General features: G+C 67.9%; 18 protein-coding genes. 3 read left to right on the top strand and 15 right to left on the bottom strand.

The features are described 5' to 3' along the window. Positions 1 to 4: 4 nt before the first annotated feature. The 14 genes from DSM100685_RS08730 to DSM100685_RS08665 form a co-directional block, all read right to left on the bottom strand. Complete coding sequence (locus tag DSM100685_RS08730; protein ID WP_152350958.1) at positions 5 to 1003, bottom strand: pectinesterase family protein; 999 nt, start codon at positions 1001 to 1003, stop codon at positions 5 to 7. After that, a complete protein-coding gene (locus DSM100685_RS08725) occupies positions 1000 to 2637 on the bottom strand; it encodes a glycoside hydrolase family 28 protein (RefSeq protein ID WP_152350957.1) in 1638 nt (545 codons plus the stop codon). The genes DSM100685_RS08730 and DSM100685_RS08725 overlap by 4 nt, the downstream gene beginning before the upstream one ends. A 576-nt stretch (positions 2638 to 3213) precedes the next feature. Next, complete coding sequence (locus DSM100685_RS08720; RefSeq protein WP_163201105.1) at positions 3214 to 3888, bottom strand: hypothetical protein; 675 nt, start codon at positions 3886 to 3888, stop codon at positions 3214 to 3216. A 60-nt stretch (positions 3889 to 3948) separates the two neighbouring features. After that, positions 3949 to 4887: an AEC family transporter gene (locus DSM100685_RS08715; protein ID WP_152350956.1), complete on the bottom strand. Its 939-nt coding sequence runs from the start codon at positions 4885 to 4887 to the stop codon at positions 3949 to 3951. Positions 4888 to 5075: 188 nt separating this feature from the next. Beyond that, the gene (locus tag DSM100685_RS08710) at positions 5076 to 5864 is read right to left on the bottom strand and encodes an IclR family transcriptional regulator (protein WP_204314360.1); all 789 of its coding nucleotides are present in this window, start codon (positions 5862 to 5864) and stop codon (positions 5076 to 5078) included. Between the two features lie 108 nt (positions 5865 to 5972). Continuing rightward, positions 5973 to 6743, bottom strand: coding sequence for an HpcH/HpaI aldolase family protein (locus DSM100685_RS08705; protein ID WP_152350955.1), 771 nt, complete (start codon positions 6741 to 6743; stop codon positions 5973 to 5975). 114 nt (positions 6744 to 6857) lie between these two features. Beyond that, positions 6858 to 8084: an L-rhamnonate dehydratase gene (rhmD, locus tag DSM100685_RS08700; RefSeq protein ID WP_204314359.1), complete on the bottom strand. Its 1227-nt coding sequence runs from the start codon at positions 8082 to 8084 to the stop codon at positions 6858 to 6860. Between the two features lie 201 nt (positions 8085 to 8285). Beyond that, a complete protein-coding gene (uxaC, locus tag DSM100685_RS08695) occupies positions 8286 to 9695 on the bottom strand; it encodes a glucuronate isomerase (RefSeq protein ID WP_152350954.1) in 1410 nt (469 codons plus the stop codon). A gap of 135 nt (positions 9696 to 9830) precedes the next feature. Then, positions 9831 to 11285: a triose-phosphate isomerase gene (tpiA, locus tag DSM100685_RS08690; RefSeq protein WP_152350953.1), complete on the bottom strand. Its 1455-nt coding sequence runs from the start codon at positions 11283 to 11285 to the stop codon at positions 9831 to 9833. Continuing rightward, positions 11285 to 11938 carry a histidine phosphatase family protein gene (locus DSM100685_RS08685; protein WP_239512732.1) on the bottom strand — a complete coding sequence of 218 codons (654 nt, stop codon included), beginning with the start codon at positions 11936 to 11938 and terminating at the stop codon, positions 11285 to 11287. The genes tpiA and DSM100685_RS08685 overlap by 1 nt, the downstream gene beginning before the upstream one ends. 62 nt (positions 11939 to 12000) lie before the next feature. After that, positions 12001 to 13026: a class II fructose-bisphosphate aldolase gene (locus DSM100685_RS08680; RefSeq protein WP_152350951.1), complete on the bottom strand. Its 1026-nt coding sequence runs from the start codon at positions 13024 to 13026 to the stop codon at positions 12001 to 12003. Positions 13027 to 13247: 221 nt separating this feature from the next. Continuing rightward, positions 13248 to 13895 (bottom strand): hypothetical protein, encoded by a 648-nt coding sequence (locus DSM100685_RS08675; RefSeq protein ID WP_152350950.1) that lies wholly within the window; start codon positions 13893 to 13895, stop codon positions 13248 to 13250. A 125-nt stretch (positions 13896 to 14020) separates the two neighbouring features. Further along, a complete protein-coding gene (locus DSM100685_RS08670; protein WP_152350949.1) occupies positions 14021 to 15355 on the bottom strand; it encodes a sensor histidine kinase in 1335 nt (444 codons plus the stop codon). Next, entirely contained in the window at positions 15355 to 16041 is a 687-nt protein-coding gene (locus tag DSM100685_RS08665; RefSeq protein ID WP_152350948.1) for a response regulator transcription factor, read from the bottom strand. Before DSM100685_RS08665 ends, DSM100685_RS08670 begins: the two co-directional genes overlap by 1 nt. Positions 16042 to 16192: 151 nt before the next feature. Here DSM100685_RS08665 and DSM100685_RS08660 point away from each other — a divergent pair, with 151 nt between their 5' ends. Then, on the top strand, positions 16193 to 17158 hold the full coding sequence (locus tag DSM100685_RS08660) for a hypothetical protein (protein WP_152350947.1): 966 nt from the start codon (positions 16193 to 16195) through the stop codon (positions 17156 to 17158). A gap of 464 nt (positions 17159 to 17622) precedes the next feature. Then, complete coding sequence (locus DSM100685_RS10770; protein ID WP_163201101.1) at positions 17623 to 18087, top strand: DUF805 domain-containing protein; 465 nt, start codon at positions 17623 to 17625, stop codon at positions 18085 to 18087. Between the two features lie 861 nt (positions 18088 to 18948). Here the strand turns inward: DSM100685_RS10770 and DSM100685_RS08650 are convergent. Next, positions 18949 to 20202 (bottom strand): trans-sulfuration enzyme family protein, encoded by a 1254-nt coding sequence (locus DSM100685_RS08650; RefSeq protein WP_152350945.1) that lies wholly within the window; start codon positions 20200 to 20202, stop codon positions 18949 to 18951. Between the two features lie 500 nt (positions 20203 to 20702). Between DSM100685_RS08650 and DSM100685_RS08645 the strand changes: the two genes are divergently transcribed. Then, on the top strand, positions 20703 to 22025 hold the full coding sequence (locus DSM100685_RS08645) for an MFS transporter (RefSeq protein WP_152350944.1): 1323 nt from the start codon (positions 20703 to 20705) through the stop codon (positions 22023 to 22025). Positions 22026 to 22060 lie beyond the last annotated feature (35 nt).

Raw genomic sequence — 22060 nt, 5'->3', positions numbered from 1 at the left:
CGGATCAGAACCCGAGCACGTGCCCCCTTGAGAGGCGGTCCCGTTCGGATTCGGGCAGGGTGTGCGTCCAGCGCGGCCACGCCATCGGCGCCGAGCCGGGGCCGGTCGGGTCCAGCGCCTCGAACCGGGAATGGCACCGCGCGGCCGCCTTGCCCCAGTCGTTCCACCCCTCCACGCGGATGTGCGCGCCGAGCTCGCAGTCCACGAGCGCCACCTGCGCCCAATCACGCCACGGACGGCCCAGGTACACCGAGTCGGGGGCCGCCGGGGCGGCCGGATCCGTGGTGAACCGGCAGCGGTCGAACACGTAGCCGTACGGCTCGCCCTCGGGCGTGGAAGCGGCGGTCGCGTAGCCGTTGATCTCCTCGCCGCGGTCGAGCGAGCGGATCTCGCACTCCTCGAAGTAGGCGCGCGCCGACCCGAAGATGAAGTCCACGTCGCCCGCGATCAGGCAGCGACGGTACAGCTGGCGGCCCACCGTGCGCGGGGCGAGCCGCTTGGGGCCGAGGAAGCCGAACGGTTCGATCTCCTTGGGCGGCAGCGGGCCGGTGAACAGCGTGTCCTGACGCCCGAGCAGCGCGCAGTCGTCCACGACGATCCGGTCGCCGTCCGCGTACAGGGCGATCGCCTGGCCGACCTCGCGCCCGTCGCCGGCATCGTTTTCGATCGCGAGGCCCCTCAGCGTCACGTCGTGCGCGTCCACGAGCACGGTGGCGGTGCGGAAGGTGCCGAGCTTGCCGCCCTGCCCGTCCGGGGACGGCATGCGTCCTCCGAGGCCGAAGACGATGCGCGCGGACCGGGGGCCGCCCGCCGCCGTGATGGTGAGGTTCGGGCGGCGGATGACGAGCCGCTCGCGGTACTCCCCCGGCGCGACGCGGATTTCGGCGGGGGCGAGCCCGTCGTCGAGGCTCATGAGATGGTCGATCGCCGCGCCGATCGTGGCGAACCCGGCGGAGCCGTCCTTGGCGACGGCGAGCACCGCCGGCGTGGTTTCCCCGCTCATTGGCGCACCACCCTGTCCACGTTGGTCAGCTGCAGCTCGTCGCCGTCCTGGCCCTCCACGCGCACGTCGTCGAGCACGAGCGTCCCCACGTTCTGCGCGATGATGCCCTGCCTCGCCATCGGCTCCACGTAGCAGGCCATGGCCGGCTCGCTCGGCTCGGCGTTCGGGGAGAACGTGACGTGGATGTTATGGAATTCAAGCCGTCCCACCTTGCTTTCCGGCAGACCGGTGATCCACGTGGCGGCGGCGTGGCAGTTCAGCGCCTCGATGTCGCGGAATTCGAGCGACTCCACCTTGGGCGTGCGGTCGTCCACCGGCAGCGGCTCGCGGCTCTGCACGTAGTCGGTCCTGCCGTCCGGGTCGCAGAAGTAGAACGAGTTGACCACGAACGGCGTGAGCACCTCGTCCATGCGGATGTGCTCGAAGCGGATGTTGCGGTACACGGAGTCCTTGCCGCGCCCGCGCCGGGACTTGATGCGCAGGCCGCGGTCGGTGCGCTCGAACAGGCAGTCGCGCACGGTGAGGTCCTCGATGCCGCCGGACGCCTCGGAGCCGAGGACCACCGAACCGTGGCCGTCGTGCATGTAGCACTGCTCGATGAGGATGTTGCGGCAGGCCGGGCGCAGGGAGCGCGGCATGGAGATCTTGCCGGACTTGATGGCGATGCAGTCGTCGCCCACGGAGAAGTGCGTGCCGACCACGCGCACGCCGTCGCAGGATTCGGGGTCGAAGCCGTCGGTGTTCGGCGAGACCTTGGGGCTTTCAATGGTCACGCAGGCCAGCGTGAAGTCGCGGCACAGCGTGGGGTGGAAGTTCCAGCTCGGCGAGTTGCGCACGGTCACGCCGGCGAACGTGGTGCGGTCGCAGTCCGTGAGGAACACCATGTGCGGTCGGGCGGCGATGCGGATGTCCTTGTGGTTGGGCCACCAGTTGCCCTCGTCCCAGCTCGCGCAGCCGTCGATCGTGCCGCGGCCGCACACCGTGGCGTTCTCGACGCCGATGCCGGTGATCACGCCGCAGAACATGGGGATGACCGACTCGCCCTCCCACGTGCCGAGCGGCAGCTGGCCGGTGCCCTGGTAGCCGTCGCCGGGCGCGCCCTGCTGGGTGACGGGCAGGTAGGCGAGGCTCTCGCGGTCGATGCGGGCCTTGAGCGTGGCGCCCTCGGCGATTTCGAGGGTGACGTCCGACTTGAGGAACACGTTCTTGATGCGCCAGTCGCCGGCGGGCACGAGCACGCGGGCGTCCTTGGGTGCGGCCATGATCGCAGCCATGATCGACTGGGTGTCGTCGTGGACGCCGTCGCCGATCGCGCCGAAGTCCCGCACGTTCAGGGTGAACGATTCGTGCGCGGTGGCGATGGCGAGCTCGACGGGCTCGGTGCACACGGGCGCCTCCGGGTCAGGGCTGCCCGGCTCGTCGTCCGCCGCGACTCCGCCGTCGATCGGCTCGTAGCGGATCACGTACTCGCAGTCCGGCTCCAGACCGTCGAGATACGTCACCACGCGGTCGGTCCGCGCCACCTCCTCGCCGTTGGCCAGCACCCGCCACCGGTTCGCGGTGCGCCAGATGCCCGCGTCCCTCATTTCGATGACCGCGAACCTCGCGCCCACCACAACCGCTTCCAGCTGCATGCTTCCTCCCTTGCCGTCACATGGTTCACTGCACTGTGTTCACCGCACTGTGGGTTGCAACCGCGGGCCGCACGGCGGCGCCTCATGCCGCACGCCGGCCCCGTTGCCTACGGCCAGACTAGGTTCGGGGCTCCCCGCACGGGCGTTCCGTTGCCATGGGTTGCCCAGCCGCCCATCCCGCCGGCGCTCGTCCTGTAACGGTTTTACAAAACGCGCGCCGAAAGCGCGTCCAAAGCGTCCGTTCTGTAAAAACGTTACAAAACTGGCGCCGAACGGGCATGCAAACCGCACGTTTTGTAGCGGATTTACAAAAGCGGCATCCCAGGGGCGGCTTCGGTGCATCTTCTGTAAATCCGTTACGGAACGGACTCCGGATGGGCCCTCCGGACGTCACTTTTGTAATTTTTTACAAAAGCGACGGGAGGCGGATTCGCCGCGCCAGCATCCGCGCCGTCGCAGCGGTCATACGACGGTCACACGCCTCACGACGACGGTCACGCACCTCGCAACAACGGCCATACGCCTCACCGCAACGGTCACGGAAAGAGAACAGTCGCCGAGGGAAAAACGGTCAGATCACAGGGGGAAGTTCTTGGTGAGGTCCTGCACGGCCTGCTTGGAGCCGGTGGCCTGGAACACGACGGTGTCGTTGCGCCACACGGAGACGGCCTTGTTCGAATCGGAGGCGTCCTCCTTGGTCACGTACGAGCCGGTGCTCGAGCCGGAGACCTTGATGTTGCCGGAGGCGAGCTCCTTGCCGGTGAGCGCGGAGGCCAGCGCGTCGTACTGAGTCTTGGCGTCGTCGGCCTTGGACCACTGGGCGGTCACGATGGTCACGTCGTCGGCGGCGTCGCCGGTGGAGTACGTGAGCGTGTACTCCTCGATCGGCTTGACCTTGGCGGACTGCCACGTGGAGGTGGCGCCGGCGCCGGTGCGCGCGAAGTTGAGCACGGTGTCCGGCATGGCCTTGAGCAGCTCGGTCGCGTCGCTCGGCAGCGCGGACGGCGAGATCGTGGGCGTGGCCGGGGCGGCCTGCGTGGTTTGGGTTTCGGTGCCCTGCGCGACCGCGCCGCCGTCCGAGGCGTTCTTCTTCAGGGCCCAGCCGGGCGCGATGAACGCGGTGACGAGCGCGATGATCACGACGATCGCGGCGGCCACCACGACGGCCACGGTACGGCCGTGGCCATGCGCGGACTGCGGGGTCTGGGCGGACTGGGAGGACGACGGAACGGCTTGCTTCTGATTCGGCATACGTCCGATTCTTGCACAGCAAGGCGACGCGGGAAACGCGGCGGCCACGCGCGGCGCGGTTTACAGCAGCGTGGGCAGCCAGGCGCACAGCCCGGCCATGATGACGAGCGAGATCAGGGCACTCACCGTGAGGCTGAATCCGGCGAGCTCGCCGCGGTCGAGCGTCTCGTCGGCGTATTTGGTGGAGAAGATCGAGATGGGCGCGAACGCGGTGACCGCCACCACCATGCGCACCTCGGGCGCGAGCGGCAGCAGGTACCATGCGGCGAGCGCGGCGCACACGGCCACGAGCAGGCGCCAGCCGAGCACCTTGGCCATGTCGAGGAAGTCGTCGCGGTCGCGCGGCACCTCCATCATCATGCCGACCATGATCATGGACAGGAACGTGTTGGCGTTGGCGAACGGCGTGATGAGCGTGACGACGGGCCCGGGGATGGCGATGCCGGCGAGCAGGAGCACGATCATGGTCAGGTACATGTCGAAGGGCACCGAGGAGTAGAAGTTGCGCGCGATCACGCGGGCCCTCTGCCCGCCGGTCATGGCGTCCCAGTTGGGGTCGAGGTGGAGCAGCAGGTTGGTGAGCACCAAGGCGCCCGCCGCGCACATCATGGCGTTGCCGATGTCGAACATGACCACCGCCACGCCCGCGCCGGCGCCGAGGAACGTGGTGATGGCGGGCAGGGCGAAGCTGCCGACGTTGAACGTGGTGCCGACGAGCATCTGGAAGCCGCGCGATCTGACCGGCGCGCGGCGGGCGGCGAAGTAGATGGCCAGCAGTGGGACGAACGCGGCGAGGAAGCCGAGGAGGATCACCCAGAACATCCTGAGGTCGTGGTCGTTCTTCGCGAAGGACAGGATGACCGCGGCCGGCAGGGTGACGTTGAAGATGATGGTCTGCAGCAGCTTGTAGTCCCTGCCGCCGAAGACGCCGATGCGCTTGCCCGCGTAGCCCATGAGGATGGCGAGCATGAGCGCGCCCGTCTGCAAAGCCAGATTCATGGCGATCCGTCCGTTTCCCGAAGATGCCCCTGCCGAGGATTACCGTGCCGAGGATTACCGTGCCGTCGTCGGCACGCATGCCACCTTAGCGGGCCGGCGCGGCGGACGGGCGCCTGTTTCCGGCACTTGCCGCGGACGCGGACAAAGCCGAGCGCCCTCGCACAAATCCGCACGAAACGAACCGCGGCTCAGCGCGCGGGACGGGCGCCGAGCTCCACGCTGATGCGGTCGGCGGCGGCGCGCACCACGGGCCCGAGGCTCTTCATGCGCCGGGGCGGCATCACCTGCGTCATGCCGGAGACGGAGATCGCGCCGGCCACCGCGCCGGTCGCGTCGTGGATGGGCGCGGCCACGCAGCGGATGCCCGGCTCGTTCTCCTCGAGGTCGTAGGCGAACCCCTGCTCGGCGTAGGTTCTCATGGCGTTCACGAACGCGTGCGTGGACGAGAAGTCGTGCTGCGGCTGGCGTTCCATGCGTTCGCGGTCGGCCCGGAACTGCGCCTCCCAGCGGTCGGGGCAGTCCAGCAGGAGCGCCTTGCCGATGCCCGTGTACGTGAGCGGCATGCGCACGCCGGGCCATGAACGGATCTCCACGTTGCGGCTGCCGTGGATCTTGTCGAGGTACAGGCATTCGCCGTTGTCCTCCACGGCCAGATGGATGGTGTCCTTGGCCTCCTCGGCGAGGTCGAGCATGACCGGGCGCGCCACGGCCCTCAGGGAGACCTGGTCGCGCGCCTGGAAGCCGAGCTCGATGAGCGCCGGGCCGAGCGCGAGCGTGCCCTCGAGGGTGTCGCGCAAATATCGTGCGGAGCGCAGCGCCTGAATGAGCCGGTGGGCCGTGGACCGAGTGAGCCCGGTGGCCTCCACCACGTCCGCGAGCGTGGCGGCCCCGTCGGCGACCGCCTGCAGCACGGCCAGCCCGTTCATGAGGGTCTGGGTGCCGGGAATGACGGGCGTCGTCGTGTTCATGGCGTTCATCGCTTGCTCCTTCGCGTCTTGGATCGTCGAGCGGACCCCGAACGGGCGGGCCGGCCTCCGGCATGAAACGCCACGAGGCCGGCCCGGGACCCGTCGGTTCCGATCCGCTCAGTCCTGATAGTGGGCGAGTTCGGCCTTGAGTCCGCGCACGTACACGTCGGTGTCGCCGGCGACGGCCACGAACGACGCGCCCCACTCGAAGTACTTCTTCGCGGTGGCGGGGTCGAACGCGAGCGAGCCGATGGCCTTGCCGTGCGCCTTGATGCGGTCGAACGCGTACTTGACCTGCTCCTGGATCGCGCCGGCGTCGTCCGGGTGGCCGAGCGAGGCGGACAGGTCGGCGGGGCCGATGAAGATCGCGTCCACGCCCTCCACGGAGGCGATCTCGTCGATGTTGTCGAGGCCCTCCTGCGATTCGACCTGCAGGATGAGGCACAGCTCCTTCTTGGCGTCGCGCATGTAGTCCGGGATGAGGCCCCAGCGTCCGGAGCGGGCGATCACGCCGCCCACGCCGCGGATGCCCTCGGGCGCGTAGTTGATGGCCTTGACCATCAGCTCGGCCTCCTCGCGGTTGTTGATCATCGGCAGCAGCAGCGTCTGGGCGCCCAGGTCGAGCACCTGCTTGACGAGCACCGGGTCGGCGTGCGGCGGGCGCACGATCGGCGTGGTCGGGTAGCCGTGCACGGCGCGCAGCTGGTCGAGGATCGTGGTCAGGTCGTTCGGACCGTGCTCGCCGTCGATGAGCAGCCAGTCGTATCCGATTTCGGCGGCGATCTCGATGGACGTGGCCGAGCCCATGGCGATCCACAGGCCCTTGAGCTGCTTGCCGGCCTTGAGGGCGGCCTTGAATTCGTTATGAGGCAAAGTGACGGATGTCATCCTTGACGGACCTTTCAGACAAAGGGATGGGACACGAAAAACGGCCGCCCGCCGTGCCGGCCGGCGTCGGTTGGGGCCGGCACGGGCGCGGGCATTGGCGGCCGTGTGGTGCGATCAGTGCTCGAACGGGCGCTCGAGCGGGCAGTCGCGGTTGAGTTCGACGCCGAAGCCGGGCTTGTCCAGCTCCTCGGCGGTGATGACGCCGTCGTGCGGCACCGGTTCGTCGATGAGGACGGGGTCGAACTGCGGGCGCACGTAGTCGGCGTGCGGGGAGGTCATGAGCATCTCGCTGAACGGCGTGTTGGTGAACGTGATCACCGCGTGGTGCGAGTACACGGAGGAGCCGTGGGGCACCACGAGCTGGCCGCGGGACTTGGCCACGGCCGCGATCTCGCACAGCGAGGTCACGCCGCCGCACCAGCCGACGTCGGGCTGCAGGATGTCCACGCCGGCCTCGGAGAGCTCCTTGAAGCCCTCGAGGGTGCCGGTGTGCTCGCCGGTGGTCATGAGCATGCCCTTGGGCATGTTCTTCTTGAGCTCGCGGTAGGACTCGATCTGCTGGGGCGGGAAGCACTCCTCGAGCCACTTGAGCTTGTACGGGGCGGCCGCGTGGGCGAGCTTGGTGGCGTAGTTGACGTCCTGGCTCATCCAGCAGTCGAACATCAGCCAGAAGTTGTCGCCGACGCGCTCGCGCATCTCCTTGAGGGTGGCGATGTCCTTGGCGATGCCCTCGTCGCCGTCCGCCGGGCCCCAGTGGGTCGGCATCTTGCCGCCGATGAAGCCCATCTTCTGGGCCAGGTCCGGGCGGGCGCCGGTGGCGTAGAAGTGGATCTCGTCGCGCACGGCGCCGCCGAGCAGCTTGTAGACCGGGAGCCCCACGACCTTGCCGTAGAGGTCCCACAGGGCCAGGTCGACGCAGGAGATGGTGTTGATCACCACGCCGCCGCCGCCCGAGTAGTACTGGGTGGCGTTGAGCATCTGGTCGTGGATGAGCTTGATCTGGTCGACGCGCTTGCCCTCGACGAAGCGGGACAGGTGGTGCTCGACGATGAAGCAGCCCACGGTGCCGGCGGTGGAGATCGCGAAGCCGGTCGTGCCGTCGGACGCCTCGACCTCGACGACGAGCGTGCCGAGCACGTTGATGCCGAAGGACTGGCGGGACTGCTTGTACTCGTCGTACTTGGACATCGGGGTGGCGATGTGGTCGTCGATCCAGTGGTCCTTGCCCTGATCGTGGTAGTCGCCGCCGCCCTGACCGTGGACCTTGGCCGCAGCGCCGCCCATCGAGTACGCGCGGATGTGCGTGATCGTGGGAAGCTTCAACGATGGTGCTAATGCCATAATTGATCCTCTTCGATGCAATGGAATGGAACGTCTTACAGCATACCAGACCTTGAAACCGCATCCCAATATTTGGCACGACCGGAGCCGCCGAAATGCAAAAAGAGCGGATCGGATGCCATGGGCCCGATTCGGGGCACCACGGCATCCGATCCGCTCAATCCTCGCGATAAGACGGCCGCCAGTCCGGCCTCGGCGCGATCAGGCGAACAGCGCCTTCGCGTTGTTGTAGCTCACGTCGGCGATGAGGGGCTTCAGGTAGTCGATGTCGTTCGGCACCTCGCCGCGCTCGGCCCACTCGCCCACCAGCTCGCACAGGATGCGGCGGAAGAACTCGTGGCGCGGGTAGCTCAGGAACGAGCGGGAGTCGGTCGTCATGCCCACGAAGTTGCCCAGCAGGGACTCCTCGGCCATCACCTCGAGCTGGCGGCGGATGCCGGTGCGGGTGTCGTTGAACCACCACGCGTTGCCCAGGGCCATGCGCTGCTTCTTGCCGCCGCCCTGGAAGCAGCCCATCACGGTGGCGATCGGCATGTAGTCGTCCGGGTTGAGCGAGTAAATGATCGTGCGCGGGACGGTGCCGCGGCGGGCGGCCGCGTCGAACAGCTGCGCGAGCGGCTCGGCGATGGAGCGGTCGTTGAGCGCGTCAAAGCCGGTGTCCGCGCCATGGTCGGCGAAGCCCACGGAGTTCACGTTGCGCAGGGCGTGGATGTGCAGCTGCATGGTCCAGTCGTGCGCGTCGTAGATCCGCATGAGCTCGAGGAACAGCGCGGTGCGGTACTTGGCCAGGTCGTCGAAGGAGAGCGGCTTGCCGGCGCGGGCGCGGGACAGGATGTCGTCGAGCTCGGCCTTGGTGGCCTCCTCGTAGACCATGAGGTCGGCCGCGTGGTCGGACAGGCGCGAGCCCATCTCGTGGAAGAAGTCGACGCGCTTGTTGATGCCGGCCATCATGTCGTCGAAGGAGTTCACCTTGTCGCCGGTGACCTGCTCGAGCTGGTCGACCCACTCGGCGAAGCCCGCCTTGTCCGGGTTGAGGGCCTTGTCCGGGCGCATGGCCGGGATCATGGCGAAGGTGTCGCCGCCCTCGTCGTTGAACTTCTGGTGGTACTCCAGCGAATCGACCGGGTCGTCGGTGGTGCAGATGGTGTCCAGGCCCATGCGGCGCAGCAGGGCGCGGCGGGTGAAGTCCTTGGTGGCGAGCATCTCGTTGGTGCGCTCGTAGATGGCCTTCGCGGTGCGCGTGGTGAGCGTGTCCGTGATGCCGAAGTAGCGGCGCAGCTCCATGTGCGTCCACAGGTAGACCGGCGAGCCGATGGCCTTCTCCATGGTGGCGGCGTAGGCCTGGAACTTCTCCCAGGGGTCGCCCTTGCCGGTGATGAGCTCCTCGGGGGTGCCGTTGGCGCGGATCAGGCGCCACTTGTAGTGGTCGCCGTAGTTGTTGCCGTCGGTGAGCCAGGCGGCCACGATGTCGGAGAAGTTCTCGTCCTCGTAGATCTCCTTGGGGCTCAGATGGCAGTGGTAGTCCACGATGGGCAGGCTTTCGGCCGTGCCGTGGAACAGTTCCTTGGCCACGTCGGTGGTCAGCAGGTAATCATCATCCAGGAAGCTCATGCTTCGACTCCTTTGCCGATACGTACATTCGCTTCTCCAGTATCCCGCGCGGGCCGCGGCGGGGCGGCACGGGTTGCCAGCCGTTGCAGGGCCGGCAACCCGTGCCCGCGAACCCGGCCCGCGGACCGCCGGCCGTCAGTCGTCCATGCCGTCGCGCTTCGGGAACCACGGGCGCGACTTGTAGCGGTCGATGCCGCGGCGGCGCCAGCGGCGGTTGTCCGTGTTCGCGTCGCAGGAGAGGTAGCCCTCCATAAAGTACCGGCAGAACGACTCGTAGTCGATGTCGCCGTGGCTCATGAACTGGTAGGCGCGCATGCAGGTGCTCGAGGCGTACGTCTGGACGAGCTTCGCGCAGCGCTCCTCGTGCGTAAGCCGCGGGTCGGACTCCACCATCCACTGGTCCACCGAGTAGACGCCCTGCACGTCGTCGCGGTCGATGAGCAGCATCATGGCCTCGATGATCTCGCGGCACGAGTCCCAGATGATGTCGCGCAGCATGTCCGGCCCCTCCTCGATGGCGGAGCCAGTCGCGTCGGCGGCCTCGATGAGGTCCTGCACTGCGCGCACCTCAAGCCACGAGAACCCGGCCGTGCGGTACGCGGCCAGCGCGAGCGAGAGACGCCACGCGTGCGTGTCCGGAAAGTCTCGGGCGATGTCCGCGGCGAGCATGCGGCGCGATTCTGGCAGTCCGGGCTCCTTGAACTCGGAGAGCTTCATGCGGCCCTTGCGCTGGAAGCTGCGGCTGGCCGGACGCTGGTGGCGGTTGACCGACGCCTCCGCGGTGCGGTGGCAGATCTTGGCGAACGAGCGCGGATCCAGGCTCGCGCCGCCCACCAGGAAGCCGTCGATGTCGTGCAGGCGGATGATCGACGCCGCATTGTCCGGCTTGACCGAGCCGCCGTACAGGATGCGCACGGCCGCCGCGATGTCCGCGCCGAACGACGCGTTGATGAAGTCGCGGATGTCCGCGAGCGCCGATTCGATGACGTTCAGGTCCGGCACGTTGCCGGTGCCGATGCTCCACACCGGCTCGTAGGCCACCACGACGCGCTTCATGTCCTCGCAGCCCATCTGGCTGACGGCCTCGCCGAGCTGGCGCAGCGCATAGTCGATGCCGATGCCGTGCTCGCGGCCCGACTGCGTCTCGCCGATGCACAGGATCGGCTGCATGCCGTTGTCGAGCACCACGCGCATCTTCGTGGCGAACGTGTCGTCGTCCTCGGGGTGGTAGCGGCGCTGCTCCGAGTGGCCGACGAGCACGTAGCGGCAGCCAAGCGTGGAGAGCATGTCCGCGCTGATGTCGCCGGTGTACGCGCCGGAGGCGATGTCGCTCACGGTCTGCGCGCCCACGTGCAGCTGCCCCCGCATGCCGCGCTCGTCCAGCGTCTCGATGAAGGACTGCAGCGAGGTGAACGGCGGCAGAATGCCGATTTCGGGACGGTCGAGCGGCTGGCCGGAGGCGGTCATGCGCCCCTCCCACGCGTCGTTCATGCCCGAGTAGTCGATCATCCACTGCGCCGCCTCGCGGTGGTTGAGGTTCATCTTCCAGTTGCCCACCACCAGGGGCTTGCGGCGTGGACGCGCAGGCATCACAGCCCCCAGTGCTGGATGACGGGCTGGCCCTTGTGCACGCCGAGCACCGAGAACTGCGCGGTGCCGAGTTCGAACGTGCGGCCGGCGATGGCGGGCAGGCCGCACCAGGCGACGGTCACCATGCGCAGGATGTGCGAATGGGCCACGAGCAGCACGTCCTCGCCGCGGTCGATGAACGGGCGGACCTGCGCGACCACGCGGCCGGCGCGCTCGTAGACCTCGTCCAGCGTCTCGCCGTCACCGCCGGCCACGGTGACCGGGGTGCCGTCGGGCAGGTTCTCGACGCGCTCGCCGCCGATCTCGCGCGGCAGCACCGCCGGGCCGTCCTCCCACAGGTCCCACTTGCCGCCCATGATCTCGGCGAGCTGCGCGCGCGTGCGGCCCTCCGCGCGGCCGTAGTCCCACTCGTGCAGGTCGTCGACCACTTCGGCGTCGAGCCCGGCCGCCTCGGCGGTCTGGCGGGCGCGCAGCATGGGCGAGACGTACGTGGCCGCGAAGTCGGCGGGGTGCATGGCCTTGAGGCGAATGCCGGCGTCGGACGCCTGCTCCACGCCCTTGGCGGTCAGCGGCACGTCGGCGAGGCCGGTGTGCTGCCCGGAAAGGGCCCAGTAGGTCTGGCCGTGGCGCAGCAGATAAAGTTGTCCTGTCATATTGGGTTGCATCTCCTTCGGTGCGTGTGTTCCGTATATCGCTCGGGTTTCGGGCGCCGCGCTCAGCGGGCGGTGACCGGGTCGAGCACGGAACGGTATTCGACGCTCTGGGCGTGGCCGGCGGAGCCCAGCAGCTCGGCGACCTCGACGACCTTCTCGGTCATCGACTTGCGGCCCGCGGCGTTCCAATGACGCGGGTCGAAGAACTTCTTGCCCTCGCGGTGCGAGCGCTGCACGCCGTCGGCCTCGACGAAGAATCCGTCCACGCCGGCCGTGTAGGCGTACTGGGTGTCGGTGTCCACGTTCATCTTGACGACGCCGTTGGCGACCGCCGCGCGCACGTCGTCGTCCGGGGAGCCGGAGCCGCCGTGGAACACGTACAGGTTGCGCTCGCCGGTCTTTTCGGCGATCTCGCTGAGCAGTTCGGGGTGCAGGTCCGGCACGACGGCGGTGCCGTGCGCGTTGCCGAACGCGACGGCGAGCAGGTAGTCGTCGGCGGTGAGACCGGCGTCCTCGAAGGTGCGCTGGATCTCCTTGACGTCCTCCGGGGTGGAGAACACGGCCTTGTCGGCCACGCCGTCCTCCATGCCGCCCCACTTGCCGCCGGCCTCGACCTCGAGCAGGCCGTCCACGTCCCTCACGAGCGGCAGCAGGCGGCGGATGGTCGCCACGTTGTCGTGGATCTCGTCGTGCGAGCCGTCGAACATGAACGAGTCGAAGATCTGCTCCTCGCCGGCATCCTTGAGGACCTTGAGCTCCTTGAGCAGCGGGACGAGCCACGTGTCCACCACGTCGGCGTGGCAGTGGTCGGTGTGGATGGCGATCGGCACATGCTGCGACTTGCGCAGGTCGCGCAGCACGCGGCCCAGCACGATCGAGCCCTCGACCGGGTCGTTGACCGGGCTGGCCTGCTTGGCGGCGCCGATGCTGATCTGGATGAATCCGGCGGACCTGGCCTGCTCGAGGCCGGCCATCGCGGCGATGCCCGTGTCCAGATTGCTCACGTTGATCGCCGGATAGGCGTACCCGTTCTCGTGCGCCTCCTTGAGCAGTCCCTTCAGCGTCTCGGTCGTCATCGTGAATGCCATCGTTCCCCTGCTTTCGCTTGATTGGCTGTGCAATGCGTGTTACATCGAACATCAACTGACAAGATTCAGCATAGCCCTCCGCAATGTCGGCGCAACACGCCAAGCCACGGTTTGCCAAGCATTCGCACGCATGCGCACACCGATGGTCGTTTCCGTGCGCATGCGCAACTCAACCGCACAAACGAACATGATTTTTGTTCGTTTTAAAGCATTGCTTTGCCCTACAGCCGTCGGATCACGATGAGCTCGCCGCCCACCGGATCCGCGGGATCGGCGTTGGCCGCGCTTTTGAGCGCGTAGTCAGCCTTGACGTCCCGGTTGAACGCGAGCGGATCCACGCTGCGGTTGGCCGCGAACGGCATGCCGGCCACCTCCCGGATCACGTCGCCGTCGATGGCGCCGCCGGGATCGCCAGCCTCCTCCGCGAACGGGTCGAACGCCAGCACGCGGCCGTCGCGCACGCCGGTGAGCAGCAGGTAATGCCCGTTGTCGCCGTGCCACACGCGGGCGATCACCGCCGCCGTGCCGCGCCTCCCCTCGCCGGCTCCGCGCTCCTCCAGCATGCGGAACGCTGCCGAACCGGGCGCGAGCGACGCCTCCGCGCCTCGGAGGATCGCCGCTTCGATCGGGAACCCCGTCGCCTTCCCGTACATGGTGAAGTACCGCGCGACGTGCCGCATCGCCTGATGCGACGTGCCCAGTTTGCCGAGCCCGCCGTCCTCGTCGAAGTCGTCCAGCGTGCGCGCGTACACGGCCCGCACCAGATCGGGGTCGATCTCCTCGCGCTCGTACAGGAACCGCAGCGCGTTGACCAGCGTGGTCGGCCCGCAGTCGTACCGGGTCATCTGATAGATCAGCGGCGTCCTCATGCGCGCCCCTCCCTTTCCTCCGTCGTCCCGTCCGTTCCATCGCGTGTGCGCGATACGACCGCATGGTACGCGCACGTTCCGCGCAACACGGCCGCGGCGCCATCGCCGTTGGCTATCGGTGGTTATCATGCCGTCGGAATCGTGACGGCGAGGGACCATTCGCCGCCGGTGCCGCCGTTCGGTTCTCCGCCGTTGACGCGCATTGAGCCGCCCATCCGCTCGATTCGGGTGCGGTAGCGGGCCAGACCGGTGCCGGAGGACAGTGCGTCCGGGGAACGGGCGGACGCGGTGTCCGCCAGCGCGACGTCCACGCCGGACGGCGACAGACGCACGGTGAGCACGTACCCGCCGGCGGGATCGGCGTGGCGGCCGATGTTGGCGTACAGTTCGCCGAGCAGGCCGTCGAGCAGCTCGCGCGTCTCACCGCCGATTTCCGCGCCGGGCTGCTCCACGATGATCGTCTGCCCCTCGAATCCCAGAGTCCGCAGACGACTCTCCCACGGCTCGCATTGCCGGCGGAGGGCCTCGCCCATGCCGGCCGGCCGATTCCCCGGCATGCGCTCATCCCCATCCGCAGCCTCATCCCCGTCCCCGCGCTCGATCAGCGCGATGACCTCATGCGTGTGGCCGAGCGCCTTGGCGGCCGCGGCGCGCAGCCCCCGCAGCTCGTCGGCGCCGACCGTCCGGCCGTCCGCAATGTCACGGTCCAGTCGAAGGATCACGTAGGCGAGGTCATTGGATACGTAGTCGTGGATGTCGCGCGCGGCACGTTCCCGCTGGCGGCGCAGACGCAGACCGGATTCCAGACGGTCGCGCTCGTGGCCCCACCGCGCGGCGACGCCGCCGATGAGGAATCCGGCGAACAGGGCCAGCACCGGAACGACGCCGTTCAGGGTGACCGCGCCGAGGATCGTGTGACCACCGGGTTGCGGCGACGGCTCCGGAGACGGTTCCAACGGTTGCGACGGCTCCGGCGGCTCGGACGGCGTCGCGGTATCGTACGCGCTGGTGGACGACCCGCCCTGGCCGAACAACAGCGCGCCCACGTCCAGCCCGCCGCGCGAGCACGCCCAGACCAGCACGGCGGCCGCCGCGGCAATCGCGCCCACGCCGCGGTGCGCGTAGCCGAGCACGCCCACCGCCAGCAGCGCGCCCAGCATCATGCCCGACGGCAGACCGACCGGAGCCACGCACAGCGCCATCCACCACACCAGCGCGGCCGCGGCGCCGGAAACCGGACGGAACGCGGCGAACGACAGCAAGCCCACGAACGCGAAGGCGCACAGGGCGTCGGCGAACGACAGCCCGCCGGCCACGCCCAGCTTCGCCACGGTTTCCGTCGCGCACGCGAGCGCCGTCAACGTATACGCCATGAACAGCCACGCGTTGCCGGCCTCCTCGTCGGCGCTCCGCAGACGCCGCGCCCACGCGCTCCCCCGTCGTTCCGCCGCCCGCCGCATCAGAACTCGTGCCTTCTCACGCAGATCGAGATGGCGTGCGCACGGGACCGCGCCCCGAGTTTGGCCAGCGCGCGACGTTCGAACGTGGCGACGGTGGGCACGCCCACGCCCATCGCCGCGGCGATCTCCTTGGTGGTTTCCCCGTCCGCGTACCGCCGCAGCGTTTCGCGCTCCTTGGCGGACAACGCGCCGACGCCCGTCCTCGCGCCCGTTCCGCCGGCCGCAAGCGCCGCATCCTCCAACAGCACATGCGCGTCGACCGCGTCCATGAACGCCGTCCCGCTCGCCAGCCCCGCCGCCGCGCCGCGGATCGCCAGCGCCAACCCTGCAAGATCGGTCTTGCCCACCAACGCCTGGGCGCCGCACCGCGCGGCCTCGTCGCGGAAGGCGTCCAGCGCGTACGACGTGATGCCTACGAGCCCCACGCGCGGCGTCTTGGTGCGGATCGCGCGGCACACCTCCGTGCCCGGCACGTCCCTGAGCGACATGTCCGTCACCAGCACGTCGGGACGCTTCGCCGGGCTCAGGCATCGGCTGATCGCCACCGCACCCAATTCCGTGACCCACGCAATCGCGAACGACGGATCCAGCCGCACGATCATCGACTCCAGCATTTTCAGGGCATAGGGGTCGTTGTCCAGCACGCCCACGCAAATCACGGCTCCGCGGGCATCAGTCCCGTCCATCGTCATCGCGCCTCCCTCGCCGTCCATGGTGGCATCCGCCCGGCCGCCCCGCCGGCGAACGTCATCGCCCTTATGACAACTCTAGCCGCCGCGCGCTCCGGCATGCCATCATGGGATTACCCGCACTCGACTCCACAGGGAGGTGGTCACGATGAAGCGGCGCACGGAACTTCACACGAGGCAACGGACTTGGACGCGCACCTATGCGATCGCCATGGCGGGGCTCTTCGCCTATCTGATCATCACGGGCGCGCTGACGGCGTGGAACGCGGTTCCCGAAGATGTGGGAGACGGCTCGTTCGCCCTGTTCTCCGCCGGGACCGTGCCGGTGTGGTGGCGCGCCACCATGCTGTTCGCCGGCGCAGGACTGGCGGCGGCGAATCTCATCGTCGGCGCGCTGCGCACCGGCACGCCGGTCACGCCGGCCACGAGCGTCCTCGCATTCTGGCTTGTGGTCCTCGGCGTGCAGACGTTCCGCGGTCTGCATGGTCTCACGCTGTCGGACAAATTCGCGAATGCGGCGGTCACGGCGCTGTGGTTCGCGGCCGCGGCGTTCCTGCCGTACGCGATCGGGCGGTACGGCCTGCGACGGCTGAACACCGACCGGAATCCCGCCACGCGCACCGGACGGCTGCTCATACGTCTTCGCCGCAACCCCACGCCGACCGGCTGTTGGATCGCGCTGGCGGGACTGTACGGCCTGCTGGTCTGGACCCGCTGCACCGATCCGTACGGTTGGGCGACGGTGCTGTATCTGGTCTTCGTCAACACGGTCGCGCTGGCGGTCATCATGGCCGTCGCGGCGTCGGCAAGCGCGAAGTCGTGGCGTCTGATCGTCGTGGCGCTGGTGGCGCAGGTGACGGTCACGATGTCTTTGACCAATCCGCTCCACGTCGGTGGATGCCCGGATTACTACGTCGGGAACGACTGCGTAACGCTGCCGAACGGCTGGGGACTGATCTGGAACGACCTCGGCATGATCGTCGCCTACAGCGGCATACCGCTGGCCTTCGCGCTGGCGGGATGGGGCATGGGCACGGTCATTCGCGCGGCCGGCGAGCGACGGCGGGCAGCCCGCGGCGTGCGGGGCGATGCCCAGGGCGTGGAGCGCGTGTAGACTGGTGGGCGGGAGGGGCTTGAGGGACCGCGTGAAAGCGAGTCCCCATGAACGACCATGCCCCTGAACGACTCTTTGAGACCAATTCCAATTCCGTTGCCAACGCGGCCGCGACAGTGCAGCCGATGCCGGCCATTGCGCGGGCTGACTTCCGTCCGCCCGCGCAAACGGTACCGGAACGACCGGGAGGCGGCGAGCCACAACCGCCCGCAGCGCGGGCCGCATACGCGCCGCAATCCGTCCCGGACCAAGCGACTTACGGCGAGCCACAACCGCATGCGGCGCAATCCGCATCCGTCCGCGTCCCCCCGACTCATGCCGCGGGGATGCCGCCGCACGCATCGCCATACGGTGGCATCCCCGGCGGAGGGTTCCCACCCTCGACTGGCATGCCGGGCTCCGCGCCCGCTCCCGTGCCGGCTCCGGTTTGGCTGCCACTGCCCCATTGCACGTTCCGCGAGGCAGTGAAGCGGTTCTTCACGGGATATGTGCGGTTCGACAGCCGTTCGAGCCGACGCGAATATTGGTATGCGGTGCTGTTCGTACTCCTCGTCGGCGTGGCGCTGTTCCCGCTGAGATTTGTCATACCGTCGCTTGACGTTCTGTGGGGAGGCGTGACCACGATTCCCCTGCTGGCGATCGGGTCGCGGCGATTGCACGACTCGGGCCGACGCGCCACCGCATGGGCGGTGAATGTCGTGATCAGCACCATTGCCGCGGGCGTTCTCACCGTAAGCGGCATCCTTTCCCTAGCCATCGCCATAACCTTCACCAAAGGTCCGGCGGCGTCGCCATTCGACGAACGGGTTTTCGGCGTGGTGATGGTCATCGCGTTCGCTGGCGCTCTGGTCCTCATCGCCATGTTCATCTGGTATCTGTGGCTCATGACCCGTCCCAGCGATCCCACCGCCACGCGCTGGGACCGTTAGCCGCGAAGCCACGCGCTCGGCGCGGGCGCTCCGGGCGGCGCGCACAGCACAATCAGGGGACGGGCCTCGACCGCCATATCGGCGGCATTGCGACCCGTTCCCGCCCCAGGTGTCATACGGACTCCCCTCGGCTCCCGTCATGCCGGCGTCTGCAACCTGTCCCGGCCCGCACATCACGGGATTCCTCCGGTGTTGTTCGCCCCCCAACTTGCCGGCCACTTGCCCTTCCCAGGGCGGATTGGCCGCCGCGCAAACATCTACTCGGCCTTCCGAGGGCACCTCGCCATGTACAACGCCGGGGCATCACGATTCAACGTCGCCGCATTTCCGCCATTTTGCAACCCTTCGCCATGGACGGGCATGGGTGCAATGCCGATCGCGCGTCGAGTAGATGCCCTCGGAAGGCGAAGTAGATGTTCGCATTATCAAAAATCCGCCCTCGGAAAGCCAAATAGCCTTCAGCAACAGTGCCGGCCCCACATCACCCCCGCACAAAGCCCCGCAGCGGGACGCATAGCCGCGCCGGTTCCAAGCGCACGCCCTGAAACCGGCCGGCGACGGATCCCAGACGAACATGCCGCGATTCGGAGGGGATAAGAAAAGGGTAACTGCATAGTGTGCGGCAAAGGAAAGGAACAGGAGAAAATAAGAGATGAAGCGAAGGCGAGGGGCATGCCGCTCCCGCCCATGGATCAACCCGCCAGCTCCGGCAACGCACGGACACCGCCCCGCCGGATCTGCCAACGCAAAAGCGGCGTGACGCGCAGGCACCGGACAGAGCGGCCGGCCAAAGACAGGCCAACCGGCACCCCCGGCGCACGCGCGTCACGCCGACACGCAAATCAAATCAATGGCGAATCCTCACGCGAAGACCTGCACCTTGACCGGCACGGTCTCAGCGGCCTTGCCGGCCTTACCACCCTCGCCCGCGGTGACGGCGTTCCTCGCGGCGCGCTCGTCGCGCTCCCGGCCGGCCACGGCCAGCGCCTGACCGAGGTCCTCCAGCAGGTCGGCGGCGTCCTCGATGCCCACCGCGAGGCGGATCAGCCCGTCGGTGATGCCGATCTTGAGACGCTCCTCACGCGGCAGCTCGAAGTGGGTCATGCGCGCCGGGAATTCGGCGAGGGATTCCACCGCGCCGAGCGAGACGGCCAGACGGAACACCTTGAAGTTGTTAAGCACGGTCCCCGCATCCACGCCGTCCTTGACCTCGAAGGACAGCACGCCGCCGGCGCCGTTGAGCTCACGCTCGGCGAGCGCGTGGCCGGGATCGGATTCCAGCCCCGGGTAGTGCACGGCGGACACGAGCGGGTGGCGCTTGAGGTAGCGCGCGAGCTTGAGCGCGTTCTCCTGCTGACGGTCCATGCGCAGAGCGAGGGTCTGGATGCCGCGGCGCACCGAATCGCATTCGGCCGGAGGCAGCACCGCACCGAGGCGGTTCTGCACGAAGTAGATCCTGCTCGCCAAGTCGGCGTTGCGCACCACCACGAGGCCCGCGACCACGTCGGAGTGGCCGGCCAGATACTTGGTGGCGGAGTGCAGCACCACGTCGGCGCCCAGATCGAGCGGCTGCTGCAGGTACGGCGTGACGAAGGTGTTGTCCACGATCGCGATCGCGCCGTGGGCGTGGGCCAGCGCGGCGAGCGACTGCACGTCGTTGACCTTGAGCAGCGGGTTGGTGAGCGTCTCGAAGTACACGGCCTTGGCGTCCGGTTTGGACAGCGCGCGGCTGACGGCCACCGGGTCCTGCGTGTCCACGCCGTCGACCACGAGGCCCCAGCGGCTGAAGTGCTCGTTGAGCTGGGAGTAGGTGCCGCCGTAGATGTCCTTGCTCACCACGATGCGGTCGCCCGGCTGGAAGATGGACAGCACCGCGTGGATGGCGGCGAGGCCGGATGCGAAGGCAAAGCCGCGTTCGCCGTGCTCGAGCTGCGCGATCTGGCTCTCCAGGAATTCGCGGGTCGGGTTGCCGCTGCGCGCGTAGTCCCAGCGGGGCATGGCGTCGACCGACTCGAACGTGTAGGTGGAAGAGTTGTAGATGGGCGGGTTGACGGCGCCGGTGTTGTTGTCGTTGACCGGCACGCCGTGGACCAGCTGCGTGTTGAACCTTGCCATGGCATCCCCCTTTCGGATTGCTGTGCGCTTTGCGGAACATCGTTGCGGCAAGCCGTGGAAAGCTTGCACGTCCGACGCTAACGCAGCGCCGCCGGCCATGCCAAGCCGCGAAGCATACATATAACTTATGAGGGGCTCAAAACCGTTGCGGCCATTGGGGTTCGCGCGCATCGAGACCCCGCGGCGCCCGGCCGGCGACCCGCCGCGACACGCCCGGACGAAACGGACGCGCGAAAAGTCCCGGAAAGGGTCCGGGCGCCGCGCTCCGCACCGTTCCGCCATTGCAGCGTTTACCCGCCGCCGCCCCGCGCCCCAGCTCCCCTCTCCCAATACGTCAATCGATTTACGTCAATCGTTTTTACTGCTATACTGAAACCACGTTCCCACCAAGGGCGAGGCATGGCGGCCAAGCCCCGGTACCACAACGCAACGCCGCAACGAACCGGTTCGACGCGCAGCGGCGCCGAGCCACGGAAAACAACAGACAAGGGGAAACAACAATGGCATCGCAGACCAAAACGTCACCGTGGAGGAACCCCTCCTACCTGCAAAGCTCCTTCGGCATCTTCATGTTCTTCTGCTCGTGGGGCATCTGGTGGTCGTTCTTCTCCCGCTTCCTCACCGACGGCACCCACGGCCTGGGCATGACCGCCGCCGAGCAGGGCCAGATCTACTCCATCAACTCTCTGGCCACGCTCGTCATCATGTTCGTCTACGGCGTGATCCAGGACCAGCTCGGCATCAAGCGCAAGCTCGTCATCTTCATCTCCGCCGTGGCCGCCTGCGTGGGCCCGTTCGTCCAGTTCGTCTACATGCCGCTGCTCACCGCGGGCGGCACCACGCGCTTCGTCGGCGTGCTCATCGGCTCCGTCGTGCTGTCCGCCGGCTTCATGTCCGGCTGCTCGCTGTTCGAGGCGATCACCGAGCGCTACAGCCGCAAGTTCGGCTTCGAGTACGGCCAGTCGCGCGCCTGGGGCTCCTTCGGCTACGCGGTGGTGGCCCTGTGCGCCGGCTTCCTGTTCAACGTCAACCCGCTCATCAACTTCTGGGTCGGCTCCGCGTGCGGCCTCGGCATGCTGCTCGTCTACGCGTTCTGGATCCCGGCCGAGCAGCGCGAGGAGCTGAGGAAGGAGGCCGAGCCGGCCGCCGAGCCCACCAACCCGTCGTTCAAGGAGATGCTCGGCGTCCTCAAAATGCCCACCCTGTGGATCCTCATCGTGTTCATGCTCCTGACCAACACGTTCTACACCGTGTTCGACCAGCAGATGTTCCCGAACTACTACGCGTCCCTGTTCCCGACCACCGAGATGGGCAACTCCACCTACGGCATCCTCAACTCCGTGCAGGTGTTCGTCGAGTCCGCCATGATGGGCGTCGTGCCGATCATCATGAAGAAGATCGGCGTGCGCAACTCCCTGCTGCTCGGCGCCACGGTGATGTTTCTGCGCATCGGCCTGTGCGGCGTGTTCCACGACCCGATCACCGTCTCGATCGTCAAGATGTTCCACTCCATCGAGGTGCCGCTGTTCTGCCTGCCGGCGTTCCGCTACTTCACCCTGCACTTCGACACGAAGCTGTCCGCCACGCTGTACATGGTGGGCTTCCAGATCGCCTCGCAGGTGGGTCAGGTCATCTTCTCCACCCCGCTCGGCGCGCTGCACGACCACATGGGCGATCGCCCGACGTTCTTCACCATCTCGGGCATCGTGCTCGCGGCGCTGGTCTACGGCTTCTTCGTGATCAAGAAGGACGACCAGGAGGTGGGCGGCGACCCGTTCTACACCGACCGCCAGCTGCGCCAGATGGAGGCCGCCAAGGCCTGACCGCCACCGTGCGGCGACCGCCCGCCGGCTCCACC

The sequence above is a fragment of the Bifidobacterium avesanii genome, from assembly GCF_009299475.1.
Taxonomy (GTDB): Bacteria; Actinomycetota; Actinomycetes; order Actinomycetales; family Bifidobacteriaceae; genus Bifidobacterium; species Bifidobacterium avesanii.
Note: the sequence above shows the minus strand (reverse complement) of the source record. Positions and strands in the feature narration are given on the sequence as shown.